This is a genomic window from Aeromonas simiae (assembly GCF_000820125.1).
Classification (GTDB): domain Bacteria; phylum Pseudomonadota; class Gammaproteobacteria; order Enterobacterales; family Aeromonadaceae; genus Aeromonas; species Aeromonas simiae.
The window spans coordinates 94,551-108,479 of the sequence record NZ_CDBY01000036.1 but is presented as its reverse complement, the minus strand read 5'-3'; the positions used below and the strand labels follow the sequence as shown (position 1 = coordinate 108,479).

General features: G+C 61.8%; 12 protein-coding genes. 3 read left to right on the top strand and 9 right to left on the bottom strand.

The features are described from left to right. A complete protein-coding gene (locus BN1134_RS06295) occupies positions 1-741 on the bottom strand; it encodes an ATP-binding cassette domain-containing protein (RefSeq protein ID WP_042046005.1) in 741 nt (246 codons plus the stop codon). Positions 742-940: 199 nt separating this feature from the next. Between BN1134_RS06295 and argR the strand changes: the two genes are divergently transcribed. Then, the gene (gene argR / locus BN1134_RS06290; RefSeq protein ID WP_042046003.1) at positions 941-1,411 is read left to right on the top strand and encodes a transcriptional regulator ArgR; all 471 of its coding nucleotides are present in this window, start codon (positions 941-943) and stop codon (positions 1,409-1,411) included. Positions 1,412-1,469: 58 nt separating this feature from the next. On the opposite strand, the gene BN1134_RS06285 is transcribed toward argR, so the two are convergent. The 5 genes from BN1134_RS06285 to glnK all read right to left on the bottom strand — a co-directional run bounded on the left by BN1134_RS06285 (position 1,470) and on the right by glnK (position 6,660). Next, the gene (locus tag BN1134_RS06285; RefSeq protein WP_042046002.1) at positions 1,470-2,375 is read right to left on the bottom strand and encodes a Dyp-type peroxidase; all 906 of its coding nucleotides are present in this window, start codon (positions 2,373-2,375) and stop codon (positions 1,470-1,472) included. 75 nt (positions 2,376-2,450) lie between these two features. Then, entirely contained in the window at positions 2,451-3,482 is a 1,032-nt protein-coding gene (locus tag BN1134_RS06280) for an ABC transporter ATP-binding protein (protein WP_042046000.1), read from the bottom strand. Positions 3,483-3,499: 17 nt separating this feature from the next. Further along, positions 3,500-5,107 carry an ABC transporter permease gene (locus tag BN1134_RS06275; RefSeq protein ID WP_042045999.1) on the bottom strand — a complete coding sequence of 536 codons (1,608 nt, stop codon included), beginning with the start codon at positions 5,105-5,107 and terminating at the stop codon, positions 3,500-3,502. Between the two features lie 36 nt (positions 5,108-5,143). Beyond that, positions 5,144-6,151, bottom strand: coding sequence for a Fe(3+) ABC transporter substrate-binding protein (locus tag BN1134_RS06270; protein WP_042045997.1), 1,008 nt, complete (start codon positions 6,149-6,151; stop codon positions 5,144-5,146). A gap of 170 nt (positions 6,152-6,321) precedes the next feature. After that, a complete protein-coding gene (glnK, locus tag BN1134_RS06265) occupies positions 6,322-6,660 on the bottom strand; it encodes a P-II family nitrogen regulator (protein ID WP_042045995.1) in 339 nt (112 codons plus the stop codon). 191 nt (positions 6,661-6,851) lie between these two features. Here glnK and arfB point away from each other — a divergent pair, with 191 nt between their 5' ends. Both arfB and BN1134_RS06255 read left to right on the top strand, forming a co-directional pair. Continuing rightward, positions 6,852-7,256, top strand: coding sequence for an alternative ribosome rescue aminoacyl-tRNA hydrolase ArfB (gene arfB / locus BN1134_RS06260; protein ID WP_042045994.1), 405 nt, complete (start codon positions 6,852-6,854; stop codon positions 7,254-7,256). Between the two features lie 5 nt (positions 7,257-7,261). Beyond that, entirely contained in the window at positions 7,262-7,606 is a 345-nt protein-coding gene (locus tag BN1134_RS06255) for a DUF1294 domain-containing protein (RefSeq protein ID WP_232300600.1), read from the top strand. Between the two features lie 34 nt (positions 7,607-7,640). Here BN1134_RS06255 and BN1134_RS06250 read toward each other — a convergent pair whose 3' ends face one another. The 3 genes from BN1134_RS06250 to pulA all read right to left on the bottom strand — a co-directional run bounded on the left by BN1134_RS06250 (position 7,641) and on the right by pulA (position 13,710). Next, positions 7,641-8,417, bottom strand: a complete 777-nt coding sequence (locus BN1134_RS06250; protein WP_042045993.1) for a hypothetical protein — start codon at positions 8,415-8,417, stop codon at positions 7,641-7,643. Further along, a complete protein-coding gene (gene parM, locus BN1134_RS06245) occupies positions 8,410-9,444 on the bottom strand; it encodes a plasmid segregation protein ParM domain-containing protein (protein WP_232300599.1) in 1,035 nt (344 codons plus the stop codon). Before parM ends, BN1134_RS06250 begins: the two co-directional genes overlap by 8 nt. A 225-nt stretch (positions 9,445-9,669) precedes the next feature. After that, positions 9,670-13,710 (bottom strand): pullulanase-type alpha-1,6-glucosidase, encoded by a 4,041-nt coding sequence (gene pulA / locus BN1134_RS06240; RefSeq protein ID WP_042045990.1) that lies wholly within the window; start codon positions 13,708-13,710, stop codon positions 9,670-9,672. Positions 13,711-13,929: the final 219 nt, after the last annotated feature.

The following is a 13,929-nucleotide window of genomic DNA, read 5'->3' as shown; positions in this document are numbered from 1 at the left end:
TCAATGCTTCAAGAACTGCGCAAAGCGCTCGGTTTGCGGGGCGTCAAAAATCTCGCGTCCGCCCATTTCCACAATCTGCCCCCGCTCCAGATAGATGACCTGACTGGCGATGCGGCGGGCAAAGTCCACCTCATGGGTCACCACCACCTGGGTGATGCCGGTGCCGGCGAGGGTCCGGATGATCTCGGCCACCTCCTTGGTGATCTCAGGATCCAGGGCCGCCGTCGGCTCATCAAACAACAGGATCTGCGGATCCATCATCAGGGCACGGGCGATCGCCACCCGCTGCTGCTGGCCACCGGAGAGGCGGGCCGGCCACACGTCCTGCTTGTCAGCGAGGCGCAACTGGGTCAGCAGGTAGCGTCCCTTGTCGATAGCGTCAGCACGACTCATGCCAAGTACCTTGGTCGGCGCCTCGATAAGGTTCTCCATCACGGTCAGGTGCGGCCACAGATGGTATTGCTGGAACACCATGCCCACCTTGCGGCGCAGTGCCTGACTCTGGCGGGCAAACTCTGCCGCCGGCAGGGTGTTCGGGAAAGAAAATGCACTGTCGCCGATGCGCAAGGTTCCCTGATCCGGCACGTCGAGCAGATTCAGCAAACGCAGCAAAGAGCTCTTTCCGGCACCGCTCGGCCCCAGCAATACCAGGGTTTCTCCGGGCTCGGAGCGAAACGTGACCTGCTGCAATATGGTGTGTTCCTGCCACGACTTGGCGACACCGGTAAGCTCAATACCCATAGATTATCAGTGAATAAGTTTTCAGAATTAGCTTCCGATTTTAGTCCCCAGATAGGTTGATGCAAGCCATATTTGCATCAATATGCAAAACAAACCCCTATTTCTTGCGCCAGAGCCTCTCTGAATGCAGAATAAGCGGGCAAATCGGTCCGCCCGGATCCGGCCATGGCGGCCTCACTTCCTCATCTACGAGACCAAAATGAAACACAACGACAAGCAAGAAAAGCTGGCGAAGGCCTTCAAAGCTCTGCTCAAGGAAGAACGGTTTGGCTCCCAGGCGGAAATTGTTGCCGCCTTGCAGGAAATGGGTTTCGAAAACATCAACCAGTCCAAGGTATCGCGGATGCTGAGCCGCTTCGGTGCGGTGCGTACCCGCAACGCCAAGATGGAGATGGTCTACTGCCTGCCGGTGGAGCTGGGGGTGCCGACCACCTCCAGCCCACTCAAGAACCTGGTGCTGGACATCGACCACAACGGCGCCTTGGTGGTGATCCACACCAGCCCCGGCGCCGCGCAGCTGATCGCCCGCCTGCTCGACTCCCTCGGCAAGGCGGAGGGGATCCTCGGCACCATTGCCGGTGATGACACCATCTTCATCACCCCGACCAGCGACACCGACGTCGAAGAGCTCTACATGTCGGCGCTCGAGCTGTTCGAGCAGACCGCCTGAGGTGTGTTCCCCATGAAAAAACCCGGCCAAGGCCGGGTTTTTTTGTGTCCGAGTCAGCTCAGCGGCCGGCGCGGCGCAGAAAATCGATGCTCGGCGCGAAGAAGGCGGCACCGGTCACGGCACGGGTGAAACGCAGCAGGTGATCGAAGTGACTGCCCTCGCCCTTGTACATGCTGGCCAGCATGGTATTGAAGTGCATCGGGGTACGGCAGCAAGAGATGAAATAGAGCCCCTGCTCACGCATGGTGCCCCACGGCATGCTCTGGCGCAGGATCTCCATCGACTCCCCCTTGGGGGTCTTGAGGTTGACCCGCTTGATGTGGGCGGTCAGCGGTTTGTCCTCGGATTCGTACTCGATGTTGTCGACCTTGGTGCGACCGATAATGTCTTCCTGCTCTTTCAGGGCCAGTCGCTGCCAGTCGGTCAGGTTGTGCACCCAGCGCTGCACGTGCAGATAGGAGCCACCGGCGAACTCGCCCTCGGCCACCAGCGCCACTTCCGGGCGATGATCGCCCTGCGGATTCTCGGTGCCATCGACAAAGCCGGTCAGATCGCGCAGGTCGAGGTTACGAAAACCGCGCTGCTCCTCGGCGATCTCCACCAACCCATCGAGCAGGGCCAGCAGGCGGTGACCGGCATGGTGCAGCACGTCGATGCGATCAGCCCGCAGTTGGACGAAGAGATCAAACGGCGTGCTCGGCGCCTCCTGGCCATTGGCCGACTGGGCCATGAAACCGCGCAGCTGGGGTGGGCGCGCTGCCGGGTAGAGGGAATCCCAGGCCTCGGCGCCGATAGCCACCAGACCGCTGAAATGCGCATCGGAAAAATCGGCCTGAACGGACTCCCACAGGGTCGGCACCTTGGCCAGACGGGCCACCAGCTCGGTCGCATCGCCGGTGCGGTTGAGCATCAGATAGAGCGCGTGCAGGTTGGGCTCGGCGCAGATGCCTTGTTGTGCTTGCATATCTTCTCCCTCGTCATATGGGTCTGGCCATTATAGGCCGGCGCACCGCCCATTCCTTGCCCCAGAGCAAGGGATTCACGGCGCGGGGTCAAACAGTACCAGTGGATGGGGGGCGACGTCCACGCGCACCCGGGAGGCATGCAGCGGCTCACTGCAACTCGCCTCGAGCAGTTGCTCACCACAGGCGATCGTGACCTTGCAATGGTGGCCGAGAAACTGCTGCTCCCGCACCTCGCAGCCCGCCTCGTCCGGGATCAATCGCAGCTGATGCGGTCGCAGCATCAATACGGCCCGCTGACCGGATGCCAGACCGTGCGGCTCACTGCCCTGCACGGGGCCAACCGGCGTCATGACGCGCCACTCATCCACCCCCTCGGCCGGCAGGTAGTTGGTGGCCCCCAAAAAGTCGGCCACGAAGCGGTTGCCGGGTCGGCGGTAGAGCCGCTCCGGCTCACCCACCTGCTCGATGTGACCGGCACGAAACAGCGCCAGCCGATCGGCAAAGGCGAACGCCTCCTCCTTGCTGTGGCTGACAAACACGGCGCCGATGCCGCGGCTCTTGAGCAGGGTGCGGATCTCGGCGATGAGCTTCATGCGCACCTGGGTGTCGATGTTGGAGAAGGGCTCGTCGAGCAGCATCAGCCGTGGCCGGCACACCAGAGCGCGGGCGATGGCCACCCGCTGCTGCTGACCGCCGGAGAGCTGGTGCGGGTAGCGGTCGGCCAGCCCCTGCAAGTTGACCAGCGCCAGCACCTGCTCGACCTCGGCGGCCTGCTCCCGCGCGGGCAGGTGCGCGATGCCAAAAGCGATGTTGCCCGCCACCGTCAGGTGGGGGAAGAGCGCGTAATCCTGAAAGATCATGCCGATCTGGCGATCCTCGGGAGCCACCACACTCCCCTCCCCCTCCAGTAGGCGCTCACCGAGGCGAATAGCGCCCGCGGCCAACGGCAACAGACCGACGATGGCCTTGAGCAGGGTGGTCTTGCCGCAACCGCTCGCCCCGAGCAGGCAGACGATCTCGTTCTTCGCGACATGAAGGGAGAGATCTTCGAGCACGTTGCTGCCGTTATAGCGGCAGCTGACCCGTTCGACGCAAAGCACAGACATCGGCAACTCCTTACAAATCAGTGGCGATCGAGCGAGCGATTGACCCAGATGAGGGGCAACAGGCCGACCAGCACGATGACGATAGCGCCGAGCGCGCCGCGCTCGAGCATCTCGTCTGACACGAATTGATAGACATGGGTGGCCAGGGTCTCGAAGTTAAAGGGGCGCAGCAGCAGGGCCGCCGGCAGCTCCTTCATCGACTCGATGAACACCAGCAGGGCACCGGCCAGCAGGCCACGGCGCACCAGCGGCAGGTGTACCCGGCGCAGCATGCCGGCGCTGTTCTCACCCAGGGTGCGCGCCGCCATATCGAGGCTCGGCCCCACCTTGGCCATGCTGCTCTCCACCGAGCCGATGGCGATGGCGCAAAAACGCACTAGGTAGCCGAACACGATGGCGGCCAGGGTGCCGGTGAAGAGCAGCCCAGGGCCGCTTAGCCCCCACCACTCGGCAAGATCGTTGAGGGCAAAATCGAGGGCGGTGAGCGGCACCAGCACACCGATGGCGAGCACGGTACCCGGCAGGGCATAGCCAAGCGCGGCGAGGCGCAGCGGGATCAGGCTCGGCACGCCCCCTTCGAGGCGACGGTAAAACACCAGCAGCACCGCCACCAGGGTGGCGAGCAGGGCCACCAGGGAGGAGACCAGCAGGCTGTTGCCGGAGAAGCGCACAAACTCCGGCGTCCACGAGGGGCCGGCGTAGTCGATGGCATAACCGAGCAGGATGGCAAACGGCAGGGCAAAACCGGCCAGCACCAGTGACCAGCACCAGAGGCCAGCCAGCCAGCGGCGCAGCGGCGAGAGCGGGTAGCGCAGCGCGGCCTCCTGCCCCGTTCCTTTCTGGAACACCTGACGGCGGCGCCGGCTGAAGCGCTCCAGGGCGATCAGCGCCACCACCCCCACCAGCATGAAGCAGGAGAGGGCGGCGGCGGCCGACAGGCTGCCATAACCGAGCCAGGTGTCATACACCGCCGTGGTCAGGGTGTTGACGGCAAAAAAGTGCACGGTGGCAAAGTCGGCCAGCGTCTCCATCGCCACCAGCGAGGCGGCGACCATGATGGCCGGGCGCGCCAGCGGCAGGCTCAGGCGAGTAAAGCTCTGCCAGGGGGAGCAACCGAGCAGGCGGCTCGACTGGATCAGGCTCACCGACTGCTCCAAAAACGCGGCGCGGGCCAACAGGTAGATATAGGGAAAGAGCACCAGCGCCAACATCCAAGCGGCGCCGCCGAGGGAGCGGATCTCAGGCAGCCGCAGATCCGGCCCGAACCAGCCGCGCAGGGCCTGCTGCAACGGGCCGGAGAAGTCGAGCAGGTCGGTATAGACGTAGGCGACGATATAGGAGGGCATCGCCATGGGCAGGATCAATGCCCACTCCAGGGCACGCCGCCCCGGCACCTGGCACATGGCCACCAGCCAGGCGGTCGGCACCCCGAGCAGCAACGAGAGAGCCACCACCAGCACCACCAACAGCAAGGTGTTGGCCACATAGGTTCCGAGTACGGTGTCGACCAGATGCGAGATCACCGCCCCGTCGGCAGACGGCGCGGAAAAGAAGAGCGCCACAATGGGCAAGGCCAGCAGCAGACCCGTGAGCCAGCTGCCGGCCATCCAACCGGAATACTTCATCGGTTTCCTGACTCGGGTGAGAAAAACCCCCACACCTTACAGATCGAACTTCACTTCATCCAGCAGCGTCAGGGCATCCTTGCGCAGTCTGGCGTAATCGCTCACCGGCAGGCTGTCGGCCTTGAAATCCCCCCAGGATTTAACCAGCGGCGAGCGCTCAACCCCCGGCTTGACCGGATACTCGGTGTTGAGATCGGCGTACAGATGCTGGGCCTCATCACCGGAGAGGAACTCCATCAGCTTGACCGCGACCTCCTTGTTCTTGGCGAACTTGGTCATGGCCATGCCGCTCACGTTGACGTGGGCACCACGGTTCTGCTGGTTCGGGAAGTTGATGTAGACGGCATCCGCCCAAGCCTTCTGGGCCGGATCGGCCAGCATCTTGCCAAGGTAGTAGCTGTTGCCAAGCGACAGATCACACACCCCGTCCTTGATCGCCTTGACCTGATCCCGGTCGTTGCCCTGCGGCTTGCGCGCCAGGTTGGCCTTGAGCCCTTCCAGCCACTGCTTGGCATCCGCCTTGCCGTGGTGGGCAATCATCGAGGCCACCAGGGCCACGTTGTAATCATTCTTGCCGCTGCGCACACAGATTTTGCCCTTGTACTCGGGCTTGGCGAGATCCTCGTAGCTGATGGCGTCGAGCTTGCCCAGACGATCCTTACTCGAATAGATGGCCCGCACCCGGGTAGTGAGCGCAAACCAGCGATCGTCGGGGTCGCGCAGGGCCGCCGGAATGTTCTGCTCCAGAACCGGGCTCTGTACCGGTTGTACCAGATCCTTGTCCACCAGCTCGGTCAGGCGGCTGATGTCGGTGGTCAGCATCAGATCGGCCGGGGTCAACTTGCCCTCACGTTGCAGGCGCTCGGTCAGCCCATCCTTGGCGAACACCAGGTTCACCTTGATACCGCTCTCCCGTTCAAACTGCGTGATGATCGGCTTGATCAGCTCATCCTGACGGTTGGAGTAGACGTTCACTTCCTGTGCGGCAAAGGCAGAAGGCGCGGCCATGGTGCAAAGGGTCAATGCCAGCAGTCTCTTTTTCATCTCAGCAGGTTCCTGGTGTGAGTTGCAAGTAGCAATAATTCGCGTTTGTATTTTGCACACTCACCGACCAGACACAAGCAAAAGCGCAGAGCGGTCTCACAAAATTGCAGCACAGATAAAAAAACCGGACGGCAAGCCATCCGGTCGGTATCGTATCCGCGCCTGCTGCGTCAAAGCGCTTCGCCATCGGCCTCGCCAGTTCGGATCCGCACCGCGTGCTCCAGGTCATAGACGAAGATCTTGCCATCGCCGATCTTACCGGTGTAGGCCGCCTTGCAGATGGCCTCGATCACCGGCTCCACGTTGTCGTCAGAGGTGGCGATCTCCAGCTTCACCTTGGGCAGGAAGTCGACCTGATACTCGGCTCCGCGGTACAATTCGGTGTGGCCCTTCTGGCGACCGAAGCCTTTGACCTCGGATACAGTCAACCCTTCGACGCCAAGTTGTGCGACGGCCTCGCGCACGTCGTCCAGTTTGAAGGGCTTGATGATGGCGGTGATGAGTTTCATCTGGTTTCTCCCAATCCTTAGGTGGTCCGGATAACCAATAAACAATTCCTGTGCCAACTTATTGATGCGCGGAGGATCTTGTCTGCCGAGCCCCTCATGGCCGGTCGCTAGCGCCAATCTGGCACCCCGTGCGCCAAAGCGACGCACCATCTTGGATCACCGCACGATAACGCACCAAAACGGAGCAAGCCATGTCCCGCCTGACCCTGCCCTGGCAGGAGCTCACCTTTCAGACCATGCGCGCCCAAGGCGCCGGTGGCCAGCACGTCAACAAGACCGAGACCGCCGTCTGGCTGCGCTTCGATTACCGCAGCTCCCCCACCCTCTCCGATCATCTCAAAGAGGGGCTGGATCGGCTGCGCGACAGCCGGGTGCATGACGGCTTCATCTTGATCCGCGCCGAAACCCATCGCAGTCAGGAGATGAACCGCCAGGAGGCGATCGACCGGCTGCACGCCCTGCTCGCCAAGGCGGCCGAACGCCCCAAGGTGCGCCATGCCACCCGCCCGACCCGCGCCTCCCAACGACGCCGGGTCGATGCCAAGAAACGCAAGGGAGCCATCAAGGCCACCCGTCGCAACCCCGCAGGAGACTAATCTCAGTGCCCTTTCCCGTCCTGCTGGCCTTGAGTCAGCTCGCCGCCCTCCCCTTACTGACGTTCATCGGCATGTTGCCGCTGGCGGTGGCCGGCCTCTACGCCGTCATGAGCCTGCTCACCTTCTGCGTCTATGCCTGGGACAAGCGGGCTGCCCGCCTCAAGAGGAGCCGGGTGCCGGAGCGCACCCTGCACAGCTGGAGCTGGCTCGGCGGCTGGCCGGGCGCCCTGCTGGCCCGCCACTACCTGCGCCACAAGTCGAGCAAGAAGGAGTACAAGCTGCCGCTGTGGCTGAGCGTTGCCGGTAATCTGCTCTTCTTCTCAGCCCTGCTCTGGCTCTGTAACCCCTAAAAGAGAAGCGCGTGACCATGGCCACGCGCTTTGCTCAGAACAGTCCTTTTTGCCGCACCCGTTGCAGCTTTTCTGCCGCCGGGGCAACGTCGTCGAGCAGCACCTCCTCGGTGCCGCCCCCGCTGCGGGTCGGCTCGGTAACCGTGCCGCGCCCGCTCAGTCGCAACTGCTGCAACTGCAACGCCTGCTGCTCGGCCAGGGTACGCAACTGGGCCAACTCCTGATGCAAGCGTTCGAACTCGGCGCCCTGCGCGGCCAGCAAGGCGGCGCCATCCCCTTGGCTCCCTTGAGCGGCCTGGGCCGGTGAGGATGAGGCCAGCATGGCGCGCAGCTCCGCCAACTCACCTCGCTGCGCCTCAAGCTGGGCCAGCAGCGCCCCACTCGCGGCGCCCTCTCCGGCGCTCCCCATGAGCGCCGCCAGCTGCTCCAACTGACGCGAAGAAAAGTCGGCCTCTCCTGCTGCTCCCCCCGGCGCCGCAACCGTGACACCAGGCATGGCCGTACCGGCGGGCAACAACCCGCATTCGCCAAGCTCGGCGAGCAGTTCAGGAAACGAACGTGACTCGCGCCCCAGTGACTCGGCGACATGCTGACACAGCCGCGGGCTGAGTAGATGCAGGCGCAAGCCGGCCAGATAGACGCTGCGATGGAAGGTGCGCATCGCCACGTTAATGGAGTCGCGTTCACTGTCACTCTGGCGCAGCTTTTGATACCACTCCTGCAAGGCCAGGATGGCACGGCGATCCGCCTCACTCTGCTCTGGATTGAGGTGGATAGAGGGATTGATCCGCTTGACCGGTCCCTTATGCATCTTCCCCTACCTCAAGCAGCACCGGCTCAGCGATCGCGCTGGCCGGCTGCTGGGCATGATAGAGACAGATCTCGCGCGAGAGGGCGCTCTGCGGATTCTCCACCATCACGACCCGCTCCCCCAAGGTGGCATAGGCCTCACGGATCGCCCCCTCGATCAGCGGCGCACCGCCGCCAACCAGATAGACCCGGTTCGGGTGCTTGGCGAACTTCTTCGCCTCGTAGGCGACCTGATCCCCCAGCTCACGGATCTTGGTCTCGATGCGTTGCAGGATCTCGGGGATGCGCGACTCGTCGTTGACCACGCTCTGCACGAAGCTCATGTCGTGACGGCGCTTGATCAGCTCGTTGGCCACCAAATAGCTGGAGTCACTGTCAGCCGCAGCCAGCGCCTTGCGCGCCGCATCGGTGACCATGGCGACGCCGATCTCGTTGTTACCGTAGATGGCCGAGACATCGTCGAACTCACCCACGATCACCCCCATGTCGAGGGTGGTGCCACCACAGTCGATCACCAGCGACTTGGTGAACTCGCTGCAATTGGCGCTCAGCAGGTGAGAGAGGGCCGCCGGCAGGCTCTCGGGCATGACTTCGACCTCCACGATCTGGAACAACTCGCCTTTGTTGAGTTCGATGTCGCGCATCAGATTGCGACGCTTGGCCTCAATCTTGGCTTCATTACGCTGGCAGTCGTCCGGGTTGTAGAACTCGGTGATGGGCAGCGTCACCACCAGGGAAACCGGGCGGGGCTCGAGACCGCTTTGCAGCAGGGCATGATGCACCGCCAGCAAGTTGAGATCGTCGTACTGATACTCGATATGGGTGGTGGAGAGCGCCTTGTCGGAGGTGGCGTCGTAGGTGTACTTGGTGGTGCCTATGGTGTAGTTGAACACCTTCTGCCCACGCAGCAGGGCCGCGCTCTTCCAATCTTTGCGAAACGAGTTGGGGGACACCACTGTCTTGAGGATCCCGTTCTCGATCCAGCTGGCCTTGACGTTGGTGGAGCCATCATCGATGGCAAATTTCATGATCTCTTGGGTCATTTGTGCATACTCGGCATGGCGGGTGCTGACCCGCAGATAACAGATATTTACTTTAGACAAGACAGAGCGACCAGTTTCCCCGTTTTCTTAAACAAAAAATAAAGCGCGGCAGAGCCGCGCTTTTATTACTCTCTCGGTGTTATTCCGCCCCTTGGCAAGGGAGGAATTCCACCCTGGCAGTGCCGAGTCAACTGCCAGGGCCCAAGCGAATTACTTGGCACTGCACTCCTGGATGATCATCGAACCAACCTCACCGGAGGCCTTGCTCGGATCGATCTTGAGCAGGAAGCTCCACAGACCGTTATCCAGGGTCACGCTGTTGTTACCCATGCCACCATCGCCATGCTGCAGCGGATAGAACTGCTCCGGCTCCAGGGCAATCAGCTTGCCGCCCGCGTCCTTGACGAAGAACTGCTTGGTCCAGCTGCCGTCGTCATTGGCAAACTTGAAGTCGAAGCTGCCATTGTAGTTGAACACGGCCTGGTAGATGGCCAGATCACCGTCCATCCCCTTGTAGCTCAGCTGGTACTCCGGCTTCGGATTCCAATCGCTCAAGCTGCCGCGCACAAAGAGCGGATAGCCAAGCGGATCACCCGCCACGGTGTCGAGCACCTTGCAGCTCTGCAGCGGCTCGGTGTAGCTGACGCTTAAGGTCGGCTTGTCCTTGTTCATCGCAGTGAACACGAACTTGTAGGTGCCCGCCTTGGTGATTTCAAACGGCACATCGTTGCCATTAGGACACAGGGTGAGCGCCGCCCCCAGTTGCAGGGTATCGCTATCGCTGCACTTACCGTAGTTAGCCAGACTCCAGTCGGCATCGGCAATCTTCAGGGTGGTGCTCGCCAGCTGCTCGTCGGTCACCTCAGTAGTGAACTCGTACATGAAGTTACCGGTGAAGCTCATCTGGTTGACGGCCCCCCACTCACCGAGCAGACCGCGGACAAACAGCTCAGTCTCACCAAACGGCGGTACCGTGCTCAGATCCACCTTCTTGCTGACCGGCAGGCCGCTGCCTTGTGCACCCACCTGCGGTTTGACAAACACGGCCGCAGACCAGGGGCCCAGGGTGAGCTTGCCGCCGCTGACGACGGCATCCTTGGCGATACTGTCGCTGTCGCGGTGAGCCGAACTCAACACCATGCCGCTGAGATCGATCGGATTGTCGTCACCATCGCGGAAGTCACCGATGCTCTGAGACGCGTTGGTAGCGTTGATCATCACCACCAGGCCATCGATAGTCTGATCCAGATCGGAGCCCGCCTTGACGCCGTCATCCACGCTCATCACGATGAGACCCGGAACCTGCTCAGGCCCAGTGTTGCGGAAGTCGACCCGCTTGATCACCTCGGCACCGCTGCCAAGACGCAGCAGGCGGGAGGATTGACGCAGCTCGGCCAGCTCCTGGTAGAAGCTCACCATGGTGGTCATGTCAGCCGGGGCCGGCTTGCTATGCTGGCCAAGCACCTTCTCGATCAACGGATAGTTGTCACCATCCTTGTCACTGCGCGGCAACCCCTTGTTGAAGTTGTTGTCTTGCAGCGTGTAGTCGACCTTGTTGTACCAGTCACCTGAGTCATAGCTGTCGCGTTCCATGGACTTGGAGCGCAGCAGTTCAACACCGGCGTGGGTGAAGGGGATGGCTTGACCCAGCATGGCGGTGGCCAGCGAAACGCCCTGCATCCGCACCAGATCAGCCCCTGCCGGCGCCTTGTAGACCAGGTTATCGAACAGGGTCTGGTTGTCGTGCTTGTCGACATAGTTCTGGATTTCGGTCGGGTCCTGAGCGTAACCGGCGGCCTGACCGTTGTAGTCGATGTCGCTACCCTTACGCGGCATGCCATCCTTGTCGGTCAGGATGAAATCCTTGAGGTTACCGGCCATGCCAAGGCGAACCAGGTCAGCCTGATGCAGTGCCGTGGCTTCATCCACCTTGTTGGTTTCGTTCGGGTCGACGAAGGCGCCGTTACCGAAGCCCTGAGTTTCACGGATGGCGTCGCCACCATCGAACGGGCTACCACCGCGCACCGCGTCACGCAGGCGATCGGAGAAGGAGCCGATGCCGGTGCCGGCCAAGTGCTTCTGGGTCGCCTGCTCGAAGCGGGCGTCATCTTGCACTTCACCGAAGTTCCAGCCTTCACCGTAGAAGTACATCTCGGGATTGACTTTCTTCACCGCGGCCAGCGCTTCAACCATCTGCGCCTTGGGGTGGTGACCCATCAGGTCGAAGCGGAAGGCATCGATCTTATAGTCACTAGCCCAGGTCACCAGGGAGTCGTCCATCAGCTTGGCGAACATGGCGTGTTCCGGCGCCGTGTTGGAGCAGCAGGTGGAGGTTTCGACCGAGCCGGTTTCCGGGTTCAGGCGCTGGTAGTACCAGGGCACAATCTTGTCGAGCACAGACTTGTTGCCAAGACCGGCCTCATTGGTGTGGTTGTAGACCACGTCCATCACCACGTTCATGCCGATGTTCTGCTTGATGGCCATGACCATCTCGCGGAACTCCTTGATCCGGGCCGTGCCCTCGGCATCGGTAGCATAGGAGCCTTCCGGCACCGTGTAGTGGTAGGGGTCATAACCCCAGTTGAAGGAGTCGAAGCCACGGATATAGCTATACAGCGACTGGGCTTGGTTGCTGCTGGGGTCCAGGCTCTCGAGTACCTGGCCGACCGTCTGGCCGCCGCCACAATAACCGGAGAAGCTGGAGCTCTTCACATCCGGGTTGACCTCGCACAGCTTGCTGAAGTCGTCGCTGAGGTTGGCCACCTTGGCCGGATCCTCGTTGACGGTGGCGATGTCGAACACCGGCAGCAGGTGCAGGTGGCTGACGCCGGACTTGGCCAGCGACTTCAGGTGCTGTACCGGCTTGCTCTCGCCTTCGGTCAGGCCGACGAACTTGCCGCGATGCTCAGCCGGGGTGGACTCATCGTTACCGGTGAGGTCACGCACGTGCGCCTCATAGATGACGATGTCGGCTGGATTGGCCTGGCTGTGCGGTGCCTTGAGGCTGTCCCAACCGGCGGGCTTGAGATCAGGATCGTTGAGATCCACCACCTGACTGAACTCGGAGTTCATCGCCAGGCTCAGTGAGTAGGGGTCAGTCACCTCATAGTGCTCAACCTTACGGCTGACCGGGTGGTAGACCTCCATGTCGTAGCGATAGTACTGACCGATCAGGTCGCTGCCGCCTTCATAGCACCAGCTACCGCTGGCGCTGTCGAAGGTCATGGCCACATCGCCGCTCTTCTGGTGGTTGGCGTCATAGAGTGCCAGCTTGACCGACTTGGCGGTCGGCGCCCAGACGCGGAACTGCACCTTGCTGCCATCGACCACGGCGCCGTACTGGAGCGCCTTGGCGGCATCCGAGTAGAGGGCGTCGAGGGCACCGGCGCTTTGCACCAGGGTGGCGGACTGCAGGACACCGTTGGCGTCGGTGGCGATAGCCACCAGCTCGCCCTTGAGCATGCCCTTGAGATCCTGGTCAGCCGGCAGACGGAAGGCGGCCTTGCCCTTGAGATGCGGGTACTTGGCCTGCTGGGCCTCGCTCAGCTCGGTGGCGTTGAGTTTGATGTAGGGGAAGTCAAACACCCCTTCGCTGTTGGCCTGGATGGTACCGGATTCGCTGTAGTAGAGGCGAACCAGCGGCTGGCCCTTGCCCCCTTCCCAGATCAGGGTGTTGTCGTCGATGAGGTGAGCGCTGGCGCCAGCCACCCCGAAGGAGGCGGTGAACGCCTCGGCGCGGCTGCCGTAGATGGTGCCCTTGCCCGCCACGATGGCGATGGTGCGGTCAGGGTGCTCGACGAAGTCGAGCTTCATGTCCTGGCCGGTCAGGTTACCGAGGTCGCTGTTACGGGCGATGAAGTTGATGCAACCTTCCAGCTTGGCCAGCGGTACCACCCAGGTGGGGCCAAAGCTATCGGAGGTCGCCGGGGTTTTGGACTTGTCATCCCAACCGCTGTTGAGTCCGGTCGGATCGGTCGAGGAGCAGGCCTCGTTGTTCCACAGGTGCAGGCTCCAGTCGGCGTAGGCGGCGTCGACACCACGTGCGGCGAAGCTGGAGGTGTTTACATAGGAGATCACCGCTTCGTTGTCGCCGGCGGTCAGCGCTTCACTGGGGGGGGTGACTTGAGGAAGATGGGCTTGGGGATCATCAGTCTGGCCTCCGTTACTGCTGGAGGAGCTGCCATTACAGCCTGCCAATAAGGCAAGCAGTGACACTGTCGCCAGTGCCACCTTGGTTTTTTTCATATCCATGTCGTTGTAATTCCCGCTGTAGTTTGTCGTCGGATCTGTGTGTCCGCCCGCGCCTGAAACGACCGGCTCGGGATAGCGCCCATACTAGTCAGAGCCAGTGAGGACGAACGTGACTGAAACCTTTTTCAAGGGAACCTTGTAATTCTTTTGTAATAAAAACTCGAGTCAGGTCACAGACTTGCTGCAGGGAAGAGGGATGCTGCATGAAAGCAGTAGGAG

Bases quoted from the DNA above. Each gene is read 5' to 3' on its own strand.
- BN1134_RS06285 (WP_042046002.1), bottom strand. From the start codon at position 2,375: ATGCAAGCACAACAAGGCATCTGCGCCGAGCCCAACCTGCACGCGCTC.
- BN1134_RS06270 (WP_042045997.1), bottom strand. From the start codon at position 6,151: ATGAAAAAGAGACTGCTGGCATTGACCCTTTGCACCATGGCCGCGCCT.
- glnK (WP_042045995.1), bottom strand. From the start codon at position 6,660: ATGAAACTCATCACCGCCATCATCAAGCCCTTCAAACTGGACGACGTG.
- argR (WP_042046003.1), top strand. From the start codon at position 941: ATGAAACACAACGACAAGCAAGAAAAGCTGGCGAAGGCCTTCAAAGCT.
- pulA (WP_042045990.1), bottom strand. From the start codon at position 13,710: ATGGATATGAAAAAAACCAAGGTGGCACTGGCGACAGTGTCACTGCTT.
- arfB (WP_042045994.1), top strand. From the start codon at position 6,852: ATGTCCCGCCTGACCCTGCCCTGGCAGGAGCTCACCTTTCAGACCATG.
- BN1134_RS06275 (WP_042045999.1), bottom strand. From the start codon at position 5,107: ATGAAGTATTCCGGTTGGATGGCCGGCAGCTGGCTCACGGGTCTGCTG.
- BN1134_RS06250 (WP_042045993.1), bottom strand. From the start codon at position 8,417: ATGCATAAGGGACCGGTCAAGCGGATCAATCCCTCTATCCACCTCAAT.
- BN1134_RS06280 (WP_042046000.1), bottom strand. From the start codon at position 3,482: ATGTCTGTGCTTTGCGTCGAACGGGTCAGCTGCCGCTATAACGGCAGC.
- parM (WP_232300599.1), bottom strand. From the start codon at position 9,444: ATGAAATTTGCCATCGATGATGGCTCCACCAACGTCAAGGCCAGCTGG.
- BN1134_RS06295 (WP_042046005.1), bottom strand. From the start codon at position 741: ATGGGTATTGAGCTTACCGGTGTCGCCAAGTCGTGGCAGGAACACACC.